Below are 18889 nucleotides of genomic sequence, written 5' to 3'. Positions count from 1 at the left end.
CGTCGCTATCGCCATGTGAATTTCTCGGAGGGGCCCCACCCGTCGATGCGTACCCACACCTCGGTGTCGGGGAAGCCGTAGAAGCAACCGAGCTGGATCGACCCGTTCCTGGGGATGTCCCGCCGGGTTCCGTTGCCGGCGAATTCGCCGTTGCGGCTGCTGATGCACACCACGTTGTAGGTGCCGGCCGGGAAGTGCTCCGTGTTGAGCTGGAAGTACGCGCACGAGGCCGAGGAACACTCACCGGTGTTCACCCGACTCCCCTTGGTGATCCACGCCCGCGCCTTCGGCGTATCCGCGGTGCGGGCCTCCGCGCTCGCGGACGAGGTCTGACCCGCCGCATCCGTGGCGCGCACCTGGATGGTGTGCTTCTCGTCGTAGCCGAAGTCCCGCGTCCGGGAACCTCCGTTGACGCTGACCGACTCCCAGCCGGCCCCGGCGATGTTGATCTCCAGCTTGGTGATGGCCCGTCCGTTGGTCGCGGGCGGCGACCAGCTGAACTCGATCTGCGTCCCGCTCCCGCGCGCCGTCGCTCCCGGGGGCTGGATCGGGCCGTACGGGATCACCTGCGGCGTCGTGTTGGAGGACGGCCCGTAATACGTCGTTCCGTCCTGGGTGGTCACGGCTCGAAGGGTCACGCTGTACGCGGTGCCGTTGGAGACGTTGGTGATGCGGTTGTTGCCGCTCAACGCCGCCCACCCCCCGCCGTTGAGCGAGTACTCGTAGCGGATCGCGCCGGCGTCAGCACCGTTGCGCTCCGCCTGCTGGTAGGCGACGTGGATGGAGTTGTCGGGTGCCGGGGTGGACGCGCTGACGCCCTGCGGGGCGCCCGGCGGGACGAATGCGCGTCGCGGCGCCGACGGGGCGCTCGCGGGACCCCAGCCGGCCTTGTTCCGCGCCTCGACGGTGAAGGTGTAATCGTTGGCCGAGGCCGGAACCTGCACCGCCTGCGACGTGGTTCCGGGGCTGATGCCGGCGATCGTCCGCGACTGCGCGCCGCCCTGCACGTTGAGTCGGTACTCGGCGATCGGGTCGCCGTTGTTCGCGGGTGCCTGCCACGTCACCTGCATCTGCGCTTGCGACCCCACGGGGTCCAGGCGCTGCGTGGTCGGCGCGGCGGCGGCCGCCGGTGGCCCTGCGGGGATCTCACTCGCCGAGTAGCCGCTCCAGCTCGACGGCTCGGGCGCGCGGTTGTGGGCCTGCACGCGCACCTGGTAGGCCGTGCCGTTCTCCAGCCCGTCCCACACCATCGAGTTGCCGGTCGCCGTCTTCTGCGTGACACCCGACGGGGGTGCCGGTGAGATCTCGAGCGTGAACGACTCGACAGGTGACCCGGGGGTCGTCGGCGTCGTCCACGCCACGTTCAGCGACCGGTCGCCGAACCGGAGGGTGGGTGGGGCCGGTGTGTCGGGGCGGGCATCGGGCCGCGCGGTCTCCGACGGCGAGGACGGGTCGGACTCGCCGACGCGGTTGGTCGCCGTGACCACGAAGTTGTACTCGACGTTGTTGGTGAGTCCGTCCAGCGTGCACGTGGTCGACCCGCACTGCTTGGTGTAGTTCCCGGCCGTCGAGGTCACCGTGTAGCCCGTGATCGGAGCGCCGTTGTTCGGCGGCGGCGTCCACGACAGCACCACCGTCCGGTCCTGCACGCTCGACACCGTCGGCACGCCCGGCGCGTCCGGCTTTCCCTGCACGGTGAGGCGGATGCGGCCTTCGACCTCGCGGTCGACATCCCCGGTCGCATCCTGGATGCGGTAGCGGACGACCATCGTGCCGAAGAAGCTCGCCGACGGCGTCACCGACACCTGGTCACCGCGCACGTCGGCGATCCCGTCGCCGGTTTCGGTGGCGGCGGCGACGACCTTCAGCGGCGTCTCGGGGAACGGGTTGAAGTCGTTGGCGAGCACCGGGATCGAGATCGTCTTGCCCTGATCGGCCTCGGGAAGCACATCATCGTTCGCCGTCGGGAGGGGACGCGTGGATGCGGTGACCCGCACCGTCACGGTGCCCTCGATCGGGTCGGTCTCGCCGTCGTCGATGCGGAGCTCGACTTCGGCGGTGGTGCCCTTGCGGACGTCGGCGTCCGCACTCACCTTGAGCGTCTGCCCGTCGATGGTCGCGTTCATCCCGCGGGGGGAGCCGCCCACGATCGTGTACCGCATGTCATCGAGGTCGCCCTCGTCGGGATCGGTGGTGAGGGCGGCGAGGTCGAGACCCGTCGCCTCTTCCCCGGGCGCGACATCCATCTGCCCGTTGACGAACGTGGGCTTCTGGTTGTCGGGCGGGAGCACCGTGACCGGCAGGGTGAGCGTCGACTTGCGACCTTCGGGGTCGTCGGGGCCCGAGCCGTCGGTCACCTCGAAGGTGATGGCGTCCTGACCGAAGTATCCGTCGGCGGAGGTGTAGACGAGCGTCCGCTGGTCCTGCACGAGCGAGGCGCCGTTCGCGTGCGCCGCGCTGACCTTCCCCACCTCGGTGATCACGACATCGAGTCCGCCTGCCGCACGGACGTGCTCGGACAGCGGGATCTCGATGGTCTCGCCGCTTTGCACCTCGACGCCCTCGGTGGTGAGCAGCACGGGCGGCAGGTCGCGGAGGGCGGGGACATGGATGAACGCCGACGCCGTGAGGTCGTCGCGGTCGGTGATCGTGTAGGTGATCAGCTGGGCCTCGTCGAGGATCGGCAGGCGCACGACACCGTCCTCGAGCACGCGCGCACCCGCCGCATCCAGGGCTATCTCCAGCGCATCGACCGTGCCATCGGGGTCTTCATCGTTGACGAGCAGGTCGATCTCGGCGAAGGAGTCGTCCTCGACGTCGGCGGGGCGGACGCGATCATCCCGCGCGATCGGCCGCTGCAAGGGCACATCCTCGGCAACGGTGACCTGCAGGACGGCGCGCGCCTCGGCACCCCGGGCATCGCGGATCGTGTACTGCAGGCTCGTCTCGACCGGTTCGCCCGGAGAGGTCACGACCACGCGGTCACCCACCACGCGGGCCTCGAGTCCGGCGACATCGGGGAGGATCAGCCCGTCGGAGACGAGGGTGAGCGCATCGCCCTCGGGGTCGGAGTCGTTGCCGAGGACCGGTACGGCTACTTCGCGCCCCGGACGCATGACGACCGCATCCTTCACCGCGTAGGGGGCCTGGTTGGCGGCCTCGGCGGGAGCGATGCCCACCCGGATCGCCGCGGTGGCCTCGGCGCCCTGGCGATCCCGGACGCGATAGGTGAAGGCGTCCGGTCCGGATTCGCCCTCGAACGCCTCGTAGGTGAGGAAGTTCGCCCCCACCTCGCTGACGCGGCCCTTCGAGGGCGCGGAGTCGATGCCCAGGAGCTCCACCGAATCTCCGTCGGGGTCGAGGCCGTCGAGCGGGATCGGGATGCGCACGTCGGCTCCGGCGAGCGTGCGCGCAGTGATGTCCTGCGGACGCGGTGCCTGGTTCGTGTCGGCGTCGACAGGAAGAACCTGGATGGTGAGGTACCCGGCATCCTTTTGGCCGCTGGAGTCCTCGACCTCGTAAGTCGCGTACACGGTGCCCGGTTCGTCGCTGGCGCGGAAGCGGACGGTGTCCTGCGACACGAAGATCGTGCCGTCCTCCGGCTCCGGCAGCGGCTCGACGAGGTCGGGCGCGAGATGGAGCGTGTCGTCGTTGGGGTGGTAGTCGTTGTCGAGCACGGGGATGGTGACGACGTCGCCGGCCCGTACGACGGCCTGATCGTCGTTGGCCACCGGAGGACGCAGCTGGTCGGGGGCGGGCACCGGGATGACCACGACTTCACCCTCGGCGGTCTGCTGGCCGTTGGAGATGCGGTAGCCGATGCGGGTCTGCTCGCCGAGCGCCGACTGGTCGGTGATGCGCAGCGTCTCATGGCCGAGCACCGCCACCGAAATGCCACTGGCCGGATCGACGGTCACCGACTGGACGACGAGGATGCCCCCGGACGGGTCAGAGTCGTTGGCGAGGACGTTCACGAGGACGTCGCCGCCGCTGCGGAGCAACGCGACGTCGCGGACGGCAACGGGGGGAAGGTCGGTCTCGGCGTCGGGCAGCACATCGATGCGCACGAGCCCCGGCACGGCGTTGGGGCCGGCGGCCACGAGATACTGCGCGTAGTACGTGCCCGGCGCAGAGGAGCGGAACGTGAAGGTCTTGTTGGGGTAGTCCGGCACGATCTCGGCCCCGGGAACCTGATCCACGCGGGTGAGACGCAGCGCCTCGCGCCCCGAACTGGTGTCGTTGGCGAGGGGGGCGACGGTGGCGCTCTGCCCTGCCCGGACCACGAGGTGGTCGGCGTTGGTGACGGGCACCGTCGACCCGGGGGGTCGCACGTCGAACCGCACGATGCCCTCGGTGATGTCCGAGCCGTCCGACACGATGATCGGCACTTCCTTCCGGCCCTGGGTTCCGCCGATCGCGCGGTAGGTGATGCGGCCGTCGGCGGTGAAGTCGGCCTCATCCCCCTCGGCGGGGACGACCGAGGCGAGGTAGTTCTCGTCGCCGTCGGGGTCGATCCAGTCGGGGAGGACGTTGTACGTGATCGAACCGCCGGCTTCGACGACGACGGTCGTCACGCGCTTGGGCGCGGGCGGGGCGTTCACGTCCCATCCCCGCACGGAGAGACTCACGTTCGCGGAGTCGGTCCCGCCACGGCCGTCGTCGATCTCGTACCGGAAGGTCGCCGACCCGGAGGCCTCCTCGGGGACGGCGATCTGCAGCGCCGAGCCGTCATGGATCGGCTGCACGTCGCCCAGGCCGGGTTCGCCGTCGGGAAGGGTGACGGTGAGCACGTCGCCGTCGGCATCGGTGTCGTTGTCGAGGACCGGCAGAACGGTCGTGCGACCGGGCCGCACCCCGAAGTCGTCATCGGTCGCGATCGGCGGGGTGTTGACGTCGGTCCGCTCGGGAAGCGTCGTCTCGACGGTCTCCTCGGTGGTCTGCTCGTCCTCTTCGGCGTCGCCCTCGGGGGGGATGATGTCATCCCAGTTGTCGACGCGCTGCATCGCATCGGTCGCCATCCACGCGGCGCCTCCGACGACGTCGTTGAGCACGACGACGTCGCGGTTCTGGCGGAAGCGCAACTGCGCGTCGGGCTCGAGGCCCTCGATCTCGGTGGTGAGGTCGTTGGCGTCGCCGGAGCAGTCGCGGACGAACGCGGCCGAGCCGCCCCACGCCGCGTACGTGCATCCGCCCAGCACCACCGGTGCGGCCGGTGCTCCTTCGCCCGCGCCGGACGCGGTCTCGGTGGGGGCCGAACCGTCGAACGGGACGGCCACGACGGCGGATGCGGTCGCGAGGACGATCGCGTCGCCCACGGCCGAGGGCTGCTGCAGGACGGCGCCGTCGGCGCCCTTCACTTCTGTCCGCATGCCCCCGGAGGTGAACACCGTTCCGGTGTCGGCATCCAGCACCGCCGCCGTGCTGCCGACGACGGTGATGGAGAGGTCGGCACCTTCATCGACGCCGTCGAGTCCCCGGTGCGCAGCATCCCCGGTCTCGCCGTCGGGAGTGAGCGGCACGGTGACGATCTCGCGAGACTCGGGTGACACGGCGTAGACGGTGCCGTCGCGGCCCACCGCGACATCGGCGCCCTCACCGAGCTCGACCACCGGGTCGGTGCCTTCGACGGTGAACGCGGCCGCGGCCTCGGCCCGTGCGACCCACAGAGACCCGGACGCGGGGTCGAGCACCGCCATCGTCGGACCGCCCAACGCGACGTCGGCGCCGGCGGGCACGTCGGCGGCGTCGGTGAGCATGACCATGGCCGGGTCGACCGCGGTGACGGTGGACTCGGTCTGGTCGAGGACGAGCACCGTGGAGCCGTCCTGCAGGATGTCGTACTCGTCGCTCGCGGCGCGAAGGCCCCCGTCGAGCACGCGAGACTCATGGTTGAAGTGCCCGACCAGCACGCTGGAGCGCTTCGTGATCCACACCCCGCCGTCGTGCAGGTCGACCTCGGTCGTGGGGAACCCCTGATAGGCGATCGCCATCGTCGTGACGGCGAGCGCGGACACGGTGACCACGCCGACGGACGCGAGTGTCCGGCGGCGTCGTCGCAGCCACGTAGAAGCCTTCACGCGACGTCTGCCTCCCCGGGGCGGAAACGAGCCGTCATCCCGACGAAGCGGGCGGATGTCAAGCTCAGCTTAACGGGAGCATAGAGGCTCGCTTGACCGGGCGCGGCACTCTTGCCCCGCCGATTCGCGGTGTGATACTCACCCGCCCGCACCTCCGCCGCGCGTCCGCGGAGGACGTTCCCACATCAGGAGCTTTCGCGGACACAGGACGCCCCGGCCGGAATCGTCCTGTCTCCGCCGCATCACCTGATCTGGCGACGGCCGAGGGCCAGGGGCCGGCGCGGCGCCGCGGATCAGGACGCGACGTAGGCCGCCAGGTGCGTGCCGGTAAGAGTGGATGCCCCGGCCACGAGGTCGGCGGGAGTCCCTTCGAAGACGACCGTGCCGCCGTCGTTGCCGGCCCCCGGGCCGATGTCGATGATCCAGTCGGCGTGCGCCATCACGGCCTGGTGGTGCTCGATGACGATCACGCTGTTGCCCCCGTCCACAAGCCGGTCGAGGAGACCGAGGAGGTTGTCGACATCGGCGAGGTGCAAACCCGTGGTCGGCTCATCCAGGACGTAGACCGCGCCCGACTTCGCCATCGAGATCGCGAGCTTCAGCCGCTGGCGCTCACCGCCGGACAGCGTATTCAGCGCCTGCCCGAGCGTGAGGTATCCCAGGCCGACGTCGACCATGCGGGCCAACGTCGTGTGCGCGGGGCCCGTCGGGAAGAACTCCGCCGCCTCGGCCGCCGGCATCGACAGCACCTCGGAGATGTTCTTCCCGTCCAGGCGATACTCGAGCACCTCATCGGAGAATCCGGTGCCGTCGCAGACCTCGCACACCGTCTCGACCGTGGACTGGAAGCCGAGGTCGGTGATGATGACGCCCAACCCCTTGCACGCGATGCACGCGCCCTGCGAGTTCGCGCTGAACAGCGCCGGCTTGACGCCATTCGCCTTCGCGAACGCCGCGCGGATCGGGTCGAGCAGCCCCGTGTACGTCGCAGGGCTGCTCCGACGCGAACCGCGGATCGGCGCCTGGTCGACCACCACGACGTCGTCGCGGCCGGGAAGGCTCCCGTGGATGAGGGACGACTTGCCCGACCCCGCGACTCCGGTGACGACCGTCAGGATCCCGAGCGGGATGTCGACGTCCACGTTCTTCAGGTTGTGCCGTGTGGCCCCGCGGATCTCGATCGCGCCCTTCGGTGTGCGGGTGGAGTCCTTGAGCCGCGCTCGGTGGTCGAGGTGCCGGCCGGTGAGGGTGTCGGATGCCCGCAGGGCCGCGACATCCCCGGTGAACTGGATGCGGCCACCGTGGCGCCCCGCGCCGGGACCGAGGTCGACGACATGATCCGCGATCGCGATCACCTCCGGCTTGTGCTCGACCACGAGCACCGTGTTGCCCTTGTCGCGAAGTGCCAGCAGCAGCGCGTTCATCCGCTGGATGTCGTGCGGGTGGAGCCCTGCGGTCGGTTCATCGAAGACGTACGTGACATCGGTGAGGCTCGACCGCAGGTGCCGGATCATCTTGGTGCGCTGCGCTTCTCCGCCCGACAGTGTGCCGCTCGCGCGGTCGAGCGAGAGGTAGCCGAGACCGATCTCGACGAAGGAATCGACCGTGTCGCGGAGGCCCCGGATAAGCGGTGCGACGGCCGGGTCGTCGATGGTCCGCAGCCACGCCGCGAGGTCGGTGATCTGCATCCCCGCGGCATCCGCGATGCTGATCCCGTCGACCTTGGATGATCGCGCGCCCTCGTTCAGTCGGGTGCCGCCGCAGTCGGGGCAGGCGGTGAACTTCACGGCCCGCTCCACGAACGCGCGGATGTGGGGCTGCAGCGAGTCGCGGTCTTTCTGCAGCATGCTCTTGGTGATCTTCGGCACGAGACCCTCGTAGGTCACGTTGATGCCCTGCATCTTGACCTTCGTGGGCTCCTTGTAGAGGAAGTCCTCCCGCTCCTGCTGGCTGTAGTCCTGGATGGCCTTGTCGGGATCGAGGAAGCCCGACTCGGTGAAGGCCCGCACCATCCACCCGTCGACGTTGTACCCGGGGATGGTGAGCGCCCCGTCGGCGAGGGACTTCGTGCGGTCGTACAGTTCGTCGAGGTCGACGTCGGTCACCTCGCCGAGGCCCTCGCACCGCGGGCACATCCCGCCGGTGATCTCGAACGAACGGCGCTCCCTCACCGTCTTACCGCCGCGCTCGGACGTCGTGGCGCCCCCGCCCCGCACGGACGGCACGTTGAACGAGAAGGCCTGCGGCGATCCGACGTGCGGCACGCCCAGGCGGCTGAACAGCATCCGCAGCATCGCGTGCACGTCGGTGGCGGTGCCCACGGTGGAGCGGGCGTTGGAGCCCATGCGCTCCTGGTCGACGAGGATCGCCGGGCTGATGTTCTCCAGCGCGTCGACCTCGGGGCGCGGCGGCGTCGACATGAACGCCTGGACGAACGTGGGGTAGGTCTCGTTGATGAGCCGCTGCGACTCCGCCGCGATCGTGCCGAACACGAGGGAGGATTTCCCCGACCCGCTCACGCCGGTGAAGACAGTCAGGCGGCGCTTGGGGATGTCGACGGTGACATCCTGCAGGTTGTTCTCCCTCGCTCCGACGACGCGGATGACGTCGTGGGCGTCTGCCGTGGGATCGGTGGCAGCCGCTTCGGATGCGGCGGACTCGGATGACCCGGACGCGGCGCGGTCGGACGGGGCGGATGCGGCGGCCATGCTTCTCCTCGATCGGGTGCTGGCCCCAGTGTTCCGCACATCGCGGACATCCCGCTTCCTCGATCCTGACCGATCCCACCCATCCGCCCGCCGGTCCGACGAGCGGTGCCGGGGTGGCGGGTCGACCTCCTGCTGACAGCGCCACCGGGAAGGACGAATCCCCGACCGGGATCGACGAAGCGCCGACCGGGAACGACGAAGCGCCGACCGGCAGCGGAGTCGCTGCCTGTCGGCGCTTCGGGGAGCGGGCGTGCCCGCGGGGATCAGCCCTGGGCGCGGCGGTTGGGGCGCGCGTTGCCACGCACCACATCACCGACGCGGAGACCGCCCGAGCGCGAGCCCGATCCGGCGGCGCCGGCCGAGCGCGAGCCGGCACCGACGGGGGCCGCACCGGCGCCGCGGCGACGGCCGTTGCCACCGTTGGATCCTGCCGAGCGCGAGGGCGCAGCATCCGCAGCCGGACGGCTGCCGGAGCGTGAACCGCCGCCGGAACCGCCGCGAGCGGGACGGTTGCGCTGCGCGTTGCCGCCCTGCGACGAGCCGCCACCGCGCTGCTGCGGAGCCTGGACCGGGGCCGGAGTGACGTAGGCGGCGACGTCGCCGACGAGGGCGGTGACCTCGGCGGACTCGGGCGTCACCGGGGTGGGCGTCGCCGAGATCGCGGCCTTGCGGAGGATGTCGAGCGTGTCGCGACGCTGCTCGGGCAGCATCACGGTCACGACGTCACCGGCGCTGCCGGCGCGAGCCGTGCGGCCCGAGCGGTGCAGGTATGCCTTGTGCTCGACGGGCGGGTCGACGTGCACCACGAGGGCGATGTCGTCGACGTGCACGCCGCGGGCGGCGACATCCGTTGCCACCAGCACGCGGGCGGTACCGGCGCTGAACGCGGCGAGGTTGCGGTCACGCGCCGGCTGCGACAGGTTGCCGTGGAGGTCGACCGACGGGATGCCCGCTGCGGTCAGCGTGCGCGCCAGCTTCTTGGCCTGGTGCTTCGTGCGAGTGAAGAGGATGCGGCGGCTCGAGCCGGACGCAAGGGCTCGGACGAGGTTGTTCTTGGCCGTGGCATCCGCAGCGACGAAGACGTGGTGCGTCATCGCGGCGACGTGCGACGTGGCCTCGTCGACCGAGTGCAGCACCTCGTTGCGGAGGAACTTGCGGACCAGCTTGTCCACGCCGTTGTCCAGCGTCGCCGAGAACAGCAGACGCTGTCCGCCGGCGGGGGTGCGGGTGAGGAGGCGCGTGACACCGGGAAGGAAGCCCAGGTCGGCCATGTGGTCGGCCTCGTCGAGCACCGTGATCTCGATGTCGTCCAGGCTCGCGTAGCCCTGACCGATGAGGTCCTCGAGGCGGCCGGGGCAGGCGACGAGGATGTCGACGCCTGCAGCGAGCGCCTCGACCTGACGGCGCTGGTTCACGCCGCCGTAGACGGTCGTGGTCGTCAGGCCGTACGCGGCAGCGAGCGGCCTGATGACGGCGTCGATCTGGTTGGCGAGCTCACGGGTGGGAGCAAGCACGAGCGCGCGGGGCTTGCGGCCCCGGCGGGTGGAGGGCTTGGCACCCAGGCGGGCGACGAGCGGAAGCGAGAAGGCGAGGGTCTTGCCGGAACCGGTCTTGCCCCGACCGAGCACGTCGCGCCCGGCGAGCGTGTCGGCGAGGGTGTCGGCCTGGATCGGGAACGCCTCGGTCATGCCCTGCGAGGCGAGGACGTCGACGAGAGGAGCGGGAACGCCGAGATCGGCGAAAGTAGAAGAGGTCATGTGTCTTTCATGCCGGCGCGCAGACGCACGCGCGGCGATTCAGGATGCGGCGCCGTCAGGGAGAGGGCCGCAGGATGGCGAAGGCGTCGGGTGACGCATCCGTTCGCCGTGAAAGTTCGGGCCCGAAGGCCGATGCGTTCGACGACGCAGGGAGCAGAAAAGCTCCGCAGTTCCCCCAGTCTACCGGGCCCCGCGGCCTCCGCGGACCACGCGACGCGCGAGCGGGCTACAACGCCTTCCGCATCTGCTGCGTGACGACGTGGTAGCCGGAGGTGTCGTACAGGCCGACGGCGGTCGCGTTGTGCGCGAAGACGTTCAGTTCGAGCGCCGGCGACCCCGCAGCCCGCGCCGCCTCCTCCACCGCTCCCAGCAGCGCCCGGCCCCATCCCGATCCGCGGCGCTGCTCGACGACCTCGATGTCCTGCAGGAACGCGACATCCGGCAGACCTCGCGGATGGTCCAGTGACACCCACGCGTGACCCACCGCGTCTCCGGCGGCGTCGGTCGCGTGGAGGATCAGCATCCGAGGCGTATCGACGCCCTGGGGCAGCTGCCGCACGATCGCTTCCCGCGCGAGTTCCGCCGCCCCGGCCGCGTGCCAGTTGCCGGCCGCCACCTGCTCGTTCGCCAAGAGCCTGGCGACCGTCTCGACCCACCCCTCGTATTCCGCGTCGTTCATCTGCCGCAGCAGCACATCCCTCACACCGAGAATCCTGACATCCGGCACATCCATGGCGTCGTGGCTCCGCAAATCTGTGGATGAGTGCGCCGACGGCCGCGGCGCTCCCGGACAGCGCCGGCGACCGCGCTCCCCCGGGCACCTCACCGCAGGGCGACCGACGCCGCGTCAGGCGGCGCGCCAGCATCCCTCGACATGGTCGTCGACCATGCCGGCGGACTGCATCAGCGCGTACATCGTGGTGGGGCCGACGAATCGGAATCCGCGCGTGCGCAGCGCCTTGCTCATCGCCGTGGACTCGGGGGTGACCGCCGGGGTGTCGGCGAAGGACGTCAGCCGCGCCCGTGGGGGGTCGGGGGCGAACGACCACAGCAGCCGGTCGAGTTCGCCCTCATCCATCTCGGCGACGAGCCGGGCGTTGGAGATGGTGGCCTCGATCTTCGCGCGGTTGCGGACGATGCCGGCATCCTGCATCAGGCGCTCGATGTCGTCGGGGCCGAACTCCGCGACGAGCGCGGGCTCGAACCCTGCGAACACCTCACGAAAGCGGGGGCGTTTGCGCAGGATCGTGATCCACGCGAGTCCGGCCTGGAACCCCTCGAGGCTCATCTTCTCGAACAGCGCCCTGTCGCCGTGCAGGGGAACGCCCCACTCCTCGTCGTGATAGCGGCGGTACTCCGCGTCATCCCCCGCCCACGCGCAGCGCGCGATGCCGTCGGGTCCGATCCGCACGTCGGTGGTCACGGCGCCACCCTATCGGCGGGCGTCGACACGCGCGCCGCCGCCTCCGGCCCGCGGCACCCGGCATCATCCAGAGGCCACGAGAAGATGGTCGGGTGAACTCTTCCGACCCGCATCCCGACACCGTTGCCGCCGATGTCCTCGAGGCCCGGCTCGAAGACCGGCGGATGCATCCGATCGCCAAGGCGACACGCGTCGTCGCGACGTTCGCGATGGGGCTGCTCAGCGGCGGGGTCGGTGTGGACGACGCGCTCCCCGGGATGCATCTCGTCGTCGCGCGCAAGGACACCGGGGCGGAGGTCCTCCGGCTCGCCGCCGGTCAACCCCAGGAGGCCGACCGCATGCTGCAGTCCACCCGCCGAGACCTCGACGCCATGACCGTCGAACAGTTCGTGCGGTCATGGCGCGTCGTCGAGGACTGAGCTACTTCGCCGCGGGCTTCTTCTCCGGCACCGGGGCGTTACCGGATGCGGCGAGCGCGGCGTAGTACGCCGCTGCCTCGTCCTGGCGGGCCTGCTCCGCGCCCGAGGCGATCGGCGCACGGACGTGCTCGGGTTCGTAGCCGAACGCGTCGACGAGGTCCTGCGCGTGGGGGCGGAGGCGGAGGCACAGCCGGTCGATGTAGCTCGAGACCGCCGCCGCACGCTGGGCCGACAGGCGCCCGTGGATCAGGTACCAGGCAAGATGCTTCTCGATGACGCTCAGGCCGAACAGGTCGCGCAGCCACGTGAGCACCCGCTTCGTACCGGCATCCTCGGTGCGGTTGACCGCATCCGTGAACGCCTCCCAGTGCAGCAGTTCGCCGTGCGCGCGGGCTGCCTCGATCAGTTCGGACTGGTTGGCGTTGAACAGCGCCGCGGCCTCATCGGGGGAGAGCTTGGATGCGGGGCGGAGGCGCCCGGCGACGTCGGCGACCATCTGCTCCACCCGGCCGGCGAGCAGCTCATGCTGCTGATCGGCGCGGAGGCCGCGCTCGACGGCGCGGGCCTTCGAGCCGAAGTCACTGACCGCCTGGCCGAGCTGGCGGAGACCCGCACCGTGGAAGACCTTGCCGGCGGTCTGGCCGACGGCGAATGCGGCCAGGGCCTTGGCATCCTTGCCCTTGAACTGCGCGGCGTAATCCGACAGCAGACGCTTGCCGACCAGCTGCAGCAGGACGTTGTTGTCACCCTCGAACGTCGCGAAGATGTCGAGGTCCTGCCGGAGGCTCACCAGACGGTTCTCGAAGAGGAACCCCGCACCACCGCAGGCTTCACGCGCCTCCTGGAGGGTGTCCAGGGCGTGCCAGGTCGAGAGGGGCTTGAGCGCCGCGGCGAGGGTTTCGAGGTCTTGCCGGTCTTCGTCGGTGTCGGTACGGCCGCTGAAGACGGCGTCGAACTTCTGGAGGAATTCGTCGTGCGCGAAGATCTGCGCATAGGTCGTCGCCAACCGCGGCAGCAGCCGGCGCTGGTGCTTGCCGTAGTCCAGCAGGACGACCTCAGGGGTGCCCCGGCCGGAGTCGAACTGCCGGCGCTGGTTGCCGTAGGTGATCGCGATCTTGAGGCCGAGCGCCGACGCCCAGGCGGCAGCGCCGTCGAGGGAGATGCGGCCCTGCACCAGCGTGCCGAGCATCGTGAAGAAGCGGCGTCCGGGGCTGGAGATGTCGCTCGTGTACGTGCCGTCGGGGGCGACGTCGCCGTAACGGTTGAGGAGATTCGTGCGCGGGATGCGGACGGAATCGAAGTGGAGGCGGCCGTTGTCGATACCGTTCAGCCCGCCCTTGAGCCCGTCGTCCTCGCCGTCGATGCCCGGCAGGAACTGTCCGTTCTCGTCGCGGAGCGGGACGTAGAAGCAGTGCACGCCGTGGTTGACGCCGTTCGTGATGAGCTGCGCGAAGACGGTGGCGGCGACGCCGTGCAGGGCCGCGTTGCCGAGGTAGTCCTTCCACGCACCGCGGAACGGCGTGTGGATGACGAATTCCTCGGTCGCGGGATCGTAGGTCGCCGTCGTTCCCACGGCCGCGACATCCGATCCGTGTCCGGTCTCGGTCATGGCGAACGCGCCGGGGATCTCGAGGCTCATGATGCCGGGCAGCCACTTCTCGTGATGCTCGGCATTGCCCAGCTGCAGCACAGCTGCACCGAACAGGCCCCACTGCACGCCCGATTTGATCTGCAGGCTCGGGTCGGCCACGACGAGTTCCTCGAACCCGGCGATGTTGCCGCCGTTGTCGTCGGAGCCCCCGAAACGCGTCGGGAACGCGCGGTGCACGGCCTTCTTCTGGACGAGCAGGTGCAACTGGGTGAGGACGCGCTCGCGGTGCTCGTCCATCGACAGTCCGTCGACGCGCCAATACGCGGGGTCCTTGATCATCTCGCGCGCGGTTCGGCGCGTCTCCGCCCACGTTCCCAGCAGCATGTCGGTCACGGCGGCGACGTCGATCTGGGCTTCGGATGCCTCCGCCGCGGTGTGCGCGGCCGTCGGGGCACCACCGGCGGGGGTGCGCGTGGACTGGGCGGGGGTGGTGGGACGGACGGTGGCATCAGCCATGTTCGAGACCTTTCGGCAAGACGCGGATCGACCATCACCGTAGGACTTCCTACAAGCGGCGGCCAACTCCGGTGGCCCTTTCCCACAAAGTCTCCGCGTCGCCGAAGCCCCCTCCCTTGTGCGTTCCGACAGTCCCCTCACCGGGGGGACACTGGACCCATGCGCGATGAGAGCGTGACCCTGCGCCGGTGGGGGCCGGACGACCTGCCGCTCCTGGAGGCGGCAAACACTCCGGAGATGACGCGACTCCTCGCCGGGCCGGAAACGCCGGAACAGCTGCGAGATCGCCACGCGCGCTACCTCCGGCTGAACGACGCGGGCGAGGCGTGGATGTTCCGCATCGAGGTCGGCGGCGAGCCGGCCGGGGGAATCGGCTTCTGGCCGATCGAGCACGACGGCGCGGCCGCGTACGAGGCCGGCTGGAACGTGCTTCCGCCCTGGCAAGGCCGCGGCGTCGCGCGGGAGGCGGTCCGGCTTCTGCTGCGGTACGTCGCGGATGACGCGCCCCACCGCGATCACCTGTACGCGTACCCCGACGCCGCGAACGCCGCATCCAACGCCCTGTGCCGTTCCGCGGGCTTCGCCGACGTGGGTGAGCGCGACTACCCCTACCGCGACACGGTCCTGCACGTTCGCGTCTGGGAGCTGGATCTGACTCCGCTGTCGCTCGGCGGCTGCACGCCCGATGTCGAGGAGAGCTTCAGCGAGCTCGACCCGGCCCGATGGTGGCCGTACTACACGCCGCACTGGTCCTCTCGGGCTCGGACGGCCGCGCGGTACGAGCTCGATGACACCGGACTCGTACTGCGCGTCGACGCCGAGACCGCCCCGTGGGCGCCGCAGCTCGACGGGGAGGTGCGGGTGTCGCACCTGCAGACCGGGCAGTTCAGCGGCGGCGTCGGCTCGGCGATCGGCCAGCACCGGTTCCGCGACGGCCTGATCGTGCGGGAGGAGCAGCCGCGCCATCGCGGCTGGCTCGTGCGGCACGGCGTCATCGCGGCACGGTTCGCCGCGATCCGTCACCCGGACGCGATGGTGGCGCTGTGGCCGATCGGGTTCGAGGAACAGCCCGACGACTGCGGCGAGATCTGCATCGCGGAGATCTTCGGATCAGAGCTCGACGACTCCGGGGGCTGGGTGGGGGTCGGGGTCAAGGCACAGCGCGATCCGCGACTGCGGACCGACTTCGACAAGGTCCGGATCCGCGGCGACCTCACCGCGATGCACGACTACGCCGTCGAGTGGACGCCCGAGCGTTTGCGCTTCTTCATCGACGGGAGATGGGTGAAGGCGGTCGGACAGCGGATCGACTACCCCGTGCAGTTGATGCTCGACGTCTACGAGCTCCCCGGCGAGGCGCCGCGCGACGTGTCGCAGCATCCCCTGCTGTTCCGGGTGGAGCGCATCGCCTCGTACCCGCCGGCGCCCAGCCGCGAGAAACCACAATCCGGCTGAGAAACCACGCGGCGCGGCCTTTCTCGTCCGAGATGTCGTTTCTCGGCGAGGCCCGGATCAGTCGCCGCCGCGGAAGAAGCGGTCGCCGGTTGCGAGAACGACCCGCGCTTCCTGCGGAGCCGCCAGGCGATCCTGGATGCCGCGCGCGAACTCTTGCTCGCGCACGGGCCCACCGCCGTCACGCCCCACCAGATCGCGGCCCACGCCGGCATCGGCCGCGCCACCGTCTACCGGCATTGGCCGCAGACCGAGCAGCTCCTCGCCGAAGCGATGGCCACCGTCCCCATGCCGTTCTCGACTCCCCCGCCTCTCCGTTCCGCGAGTGGCTGATCCGCGAGTTGACCTCCCTCGCACGCCAACTGGAGAGCGATGCCGTGCGGGCGGTCGCCACGACCCTCGCCCACGCCGCCCTGTGGAACCCCGGCATGGATGCCAGGCGTGCCGGGTTCGCCCGAGTCCTATCGGACAAACTCGTCGCCGCCCTCACGGAAGCGGAGCGGCTGGGCGAACTCTCGTCGTGGGTGGGACCCGAGACGAGCACCACCCTCGCCGTCGGGCCGCTCTACTATCGGGCGACCATCGAGCGCGCACCCGCCGACGCCGCCCTGATCGAGCGCTGCGCCGATTCTCTCGGCACCTGGCGATCCCCCTGACGCGCTCCGCCGGCGAGAAACGACATCCCGGGTGAGAAACGACGCGTCGCGGCCTTTCTCGTCCGGATCGTCGTTTCTCGCGCGGGAACGGAGGGAGCAGCGGGGGGACGGGGGCGTCAGTGGGCGGCGACGAGGGAGAGGATGCTGTCGCCGTAGGCCTCGCGCTTCTTCGCGCCGATGCCGGTGACGCCGTCGAGATCCGCGAGCGACGCGGGGCGGGCCGCGGCGAGCGCGCGGAGCGTCGCGTCGCCGAACACGATGTACGCGGGGACGCCCTGTTCGCGGGCCTGTTCCGCACGCCACGCGCGCAGGGCCTCGAACAGGTCGCGGTCGCCGGCACCGACCGACTCCGCCGCGGAAGACTTGCGCACCCGCGCGCCGCCGCCGCCGGTGCGCCCGAGGGTGTCGCGGCGCAGCGGCACCGCGGTCTCGCCACGGAGAACCCCGCCGCTCGCCTCGGTCAGGGCGAGCGTTCCGTAGTCGCCGCGCCCGACCAGCAGCCCGCGCGCCAGGAGCTGGCGGATGACGCTCCGCCAATCCTGGTCCGACAGGTCGGCGCCGATGCCGTAGGTGGAGAGCTTGTCGTGGCCCTGCTGCGTGATGCGCTCGGTGCGGGCGCCGCGCAGGATGTCGACGAGGTGACCGGCGCCGTAGGACTGGCCGCGCTCCCGCTGCAGCCGCACGATCGTCGACAGCATCTTCTGCGCCGCAACGAGTCCGTCCCACGTCTCCGGGGGTTCGAGGCACGTGTCGCAGTTGCCGCACGGCCCCGCGTCTTCACCGAAGTACGCGAGCAGGTTCTGCCGGCGGCATCCCACCGTCTCGCAGAGTCCGAGCATCGCGTCCAGGTGCTGCCCCAGGCGCATCTTGAACGTGCGGTCGCCGGGCGACTGGTCGATCATGCGACGCTGCTGCACGACGTCGCCGAGCCCGTAGGCGAGCCACGCGACCGCGGGTTCGCCGTCGCGGCCCGCGCGCCCCGTCTCCTGGTAGTACCCCTCGACGGATTTCGGCAGGTCGATGTGGGCGACGAAGCGCACGTCGGGCTTGTCGATGCCCATGCCGAACGCGATGGTCGCGACCATCACCACGCCGTCTTCGCGGAGGAACCGCGACTGGTTCGCCGCGCGGACGGACCCGTCGAGTCCCGCGTGGTACGGGAGCGCATCGATCCCCTGCGCCCGCAGGAACTCCGCGGTCTGGTCGACCGTCTTGCGGCTGAGGGCGTAGACGATGCCGGCCGGCTCCGCCTCGTCCGGCCCGTCTCCCTGCTGGAGGGAGCGGATGAAGGACACCAGCTGCTTGCGCGGCTCGACCTTCGGCGCGATGCGGTACTGGATGTTGGGGCGGTCGAAGCTGGCGACGAACTGGCGCGCGCCGTCCAGGCGGAGGCGCTCCACGATCTCGCGCGCGGTCGCGGGGGTCGCCGTGGCGGTGAGCGCCATCCGCGGAACGCCCGGGAACCGGTCGGCGAGGTCGCCGAGGGCGAGGTAGTCGGGGCGGAAGTCATGGCCCCACTGCGACACACAGTGCGCTTCGTCGATCGCGATGACGCTCAACCGCCCGCGGGCGAGGAGGTTCAGCGTCTGCGCGCCGTTGAGGCGCTCGGGAGCGACATAGAGAAGGTCGAGGGTGCCGGCGAGGTACGCCTGTTCGACGGCCTGCCGCTCCCCCGCGGTCTGCGTGGAGTTGAGGTACGCGGCGCGCACGCCGTTGGCCACGAGCGCGTCGACTTGATCGTGCATGAGGGCGATGAGGGGGCTCACCACGAGTCCCGTGCCGGGCCGCACCAGCGCCGGCACCTGGTACGTGACGCTCTTGCCCCCGCCGGTGGGCATGAGGACGACAGCATCCCCGCCGCCGACCACGTGCGCGACGACGTCGGCCTGGTCGCCGCGGAACTGGTCGTACCCGTAGACCTCGTGCAGCACCTCGCGCGGATCGCGACCGGCGAAGTCCCGCGTCGCCAGACCGAGTCCCGCCGCTGTCGAGCCGGAGGAGACCGCGGTGGACGAGCGAGGGGATGCGGCGCCCTGGCGTCCGCCGACGGAACCGACCGCAGCATCCATCGGCGGGGGAGGCGCCTCGAGGTCGTCGGGCGGACCGAACTGGTCGGGATCCCACTCCATCCCGGCGTAGGGATCATCCGGCGGCACATCGGCGTACGGGTCGCCGGACAGGGAGTCGGGGCCGGCGAACGTCACCCGTCCACGGTAACCCGCCCCGCCGACCCTCCGGTGCGGTTACCCCCTCGCCCGCGCCGAACCACGCGAAACCGTCCCGAACCACG

The 18889-nt window shown here is 70.6% G+C and carries 12 protein-coding genes; 4 read left to right on the top strand and 8 right to left on the bottom strand.

Annotated elements, in window-relative coordinates:
• Positions 1-5: 5 nt before the first annotated feature.
• The 5 genes from AC4FS2_RS16525 to AC4FS2_RS16505 form a co-directional block, all read right to left on the bottom strand.
• The gene (locus AC4FS2_RS16525; RefSeq protein WP_491177760.1) at positions 6-6077 is read right to left on the bottom strand and encodes an Ig-like domain-containing protein; all 6072 of its coding nucleotides are present in this window, start codon (positions 6075-6077) and stop codon (positions 6-8) included.
• 293 nt (positions 6078-6370) lie between these two features.
• Positions 6371-8785, bottom strand: coding sequence for an ATP-binding cassette domain-containing protein (locus tag AC4FS2_RS16520; protein WP_491177758.1), 2415 nt, complete (start codon positions 8783-8785; stop codon positions 6371-6373).
• Positions 8786-9048: 263 nt separating this feature from the next.
• Positions 9049-10542, bottom strand: coding sequence for a DEAD/DEAH box helicase (locus AC4FS2_RS16515; RefSeq protein WP_491177756.1), 1494 nt, complete (start codon positions 10540-10542; stop codon positions 9049-9051).
• A gap of 226 nt (positions 10543-10768) precedes the next feature.
• Positions 10769-11245 carry a GNAT family N-acetyltransferase gene (locus AC4FS2_RS16510; protein ID WP_491177754.1) on the bottom strand — a complete coding sequence of 159 codons (477 nt, stop codon included), beginning with the start codon at positions 11243-11245 and terminating at the stop codon, positions 10769-10771.
• Between the two features lie 144 nt (positions 11246-11389).
• Complete coding sequence (locus AC4FS2_RS16505) at positions 11390-11965, bottom strand: DNA-3-methyladenine glycosylase I (RefSeq protein WP_491177752.1); 576 nt, start codon at positions 11963-11965, stop codon at positions 11390-11392.
• 92 nt (positions 11966-12057) lie between these two features.
• Here AC4FS2_RS16505 and AC4FS2_RS16500 point away from each other — a divergent pair, with 92 nt between their 5' ends.
• Positions 12058-12384: a hypothetical protein gene (locus AC4FS2_RS16500; protein ID WP_491177750.1), complete on the top strand. Its 327-nt coding sequence runs from the start codon at positions 12058-12060 to the stop codon at positions 12382-12384.
• Position 12385: 1 nt separating this feature from the next.
• Here the strand turns inward: AC4FS2_RS16500 and AC4FS2_RS16495 are convergent, their stop codons facing one another.
• Positions 12386-14491, bottom strand: coding sequence for an acyl-CoA dehydrogenase family protein (locus AC4FS2_RS16495; RefSeq protein ID WP_491177748.1), 2106 nt, complete (start codon positions 14489-14491; stop codon positions 12386-12388).
• 159 nt (positions 14492-14650) lie between these two features.
• Here AC4FS2_RS16495 and AC4FS2_RS16490 point away from each other — a divergent pair, with 159 nt between their 5' ends.
• Entirely contained in the window at positions 14651-15946 is a 1296-nt protein-coding gene (locus AC4FS2_RS16490; RefSeq protein ID WP_491177745.1) for a GNAT family N-acetyltransferase, read from the top strand.
• 57 nt (positions 15947-16003) lie between these two features.
• On the opposite strand, the gene AC4FS2_RS16485 is transcribed toward AC4FS2_RS16490, so the two are convergent.
• A complete protein-coding gene (locus AC4FS2_RS16485) occupies positions 16004-16183 on the bottom strand; it encodes a hypothetical protein (protein ID WP_491177842.1) in 180 nt (59 codons plus the stop codon).
• Between AC4FS2_RS16485 and AC4FS2_RS16480 the strand changes: the two genes are divergently transcribed.
• A complete protein-coding gene (locus AC4FS2_RS16480; protein WP_491177743.1) occupies positions 16100-16276 on the top strand; it encodes a helix-turn-helix domain-containing protein in 177 nt (58 codons plus the stop codon). The genes AC4FS2_RS16485 and AC4FS2_RS16480 overlap by 84 nt on opposite strands.
• A gap of 8 nt (positions 16277-16284) precedes the next feature.
• Entirely contained in the window at positions 16285-16599 is a 315-nt protein-coding gene (locus AC4FS2_RS16475) for a TetR-like C-terminal domain-containing protein (protein WP_491177741.1), read from the top strand.
• A gap of 116 nt (positions 16600-16715) precedes the next feature.
• Here the strand turns inward: AC4FS2_RS16475 and recQ are convergent, their stop codons facing one another.
• A complete protein-coding gene (gene recQ, locus AC4FS2_RS16470; RefSeq protein ID WP_491177838.1) occupies positions 16716-18728 on the bottom strand; it encodes a DNA helicase RecQ in 2013 nt (670 codons plus the stop codon).
• Positions 18729-18889: the final 161 nt, after the last annotated feature.

Source organism: Microbacterium sp. Z10_103 (genome assembly GCF_058310455.1).
The sequence above is the reverse complement of the archived record's forward strand: the minus strand, read 5'-3'. Positions and strand labels throughout refer to the sequence as shown.